1 protein-coding gene is annotated in these 519 nt (G+C 66.3%); it reads right to left on the minus strand.

Annotated elements, in window-relative coordinates; translation table 11 throughout:
* The coding region (locus SB753_RS34635; protein ID WP_410804541.1) for an alanine--tRNA ligase-related protein at window positions 1-519 on the minus strand (519 nt) is incomplete at both ends.

The following is a 519-nucleotide window of genomic DNA, read 5'->3' on the forward strand; positions in this document are numbered from 1 at the left end:
GATCTGTTCGTCCGTCATGGGCGCGTTGTGCGCGAAGTCGAAGCGCGGCTTGTCCGGATCGACGAGCGAGCCCTTCTGCTGCACGTGCGAACCGAGCACTTCGCGCAGCGCCTTGTGCATCAGGTGCGTGGCCGAGTGATTGCGAGCCGTGCGCGCGCGGCGCACTGCGTCGATCTCGGCCTTCACCACGTCGCCGACCTTCAGCGTGCCCTGTTCGAGCGTGCCGTGATGACCGACCACGTCGGCCTGGACCTTCAACGTGTCCGCGACGGCGAAGCGCACGCTTGCGTTGGCGAGCAAGCCCTGGTCGCCGACCTGGCCGCCCGATTCCGCGTAGAACGGCGTATGGTCGAGCACGACGACGGCCTGCTGGCCGTGCGTGACTTGCTGCACCGACGCGCCGTCCACATACAGCGCCACGACCTTCGCGTCGTCGAAAACGATTTCCTCGTAGCCGTGGAACGTGGTCTTTGCGCCCGAGTATTCGAGGCCCTGCGCCATCTTGAACTTGCCGGCCGC

Origin of the sequence: Paraburkholderia sp. SIMBA_053, assembly GCF_046534895.1 — a bacterium.
GTDB lineage: Bacteria > Pseudomonadota > Gammaproteobacteria > Burkholderiales > Burkholderiaceae > Paraburkholderia > Paraburkholderia caledonica.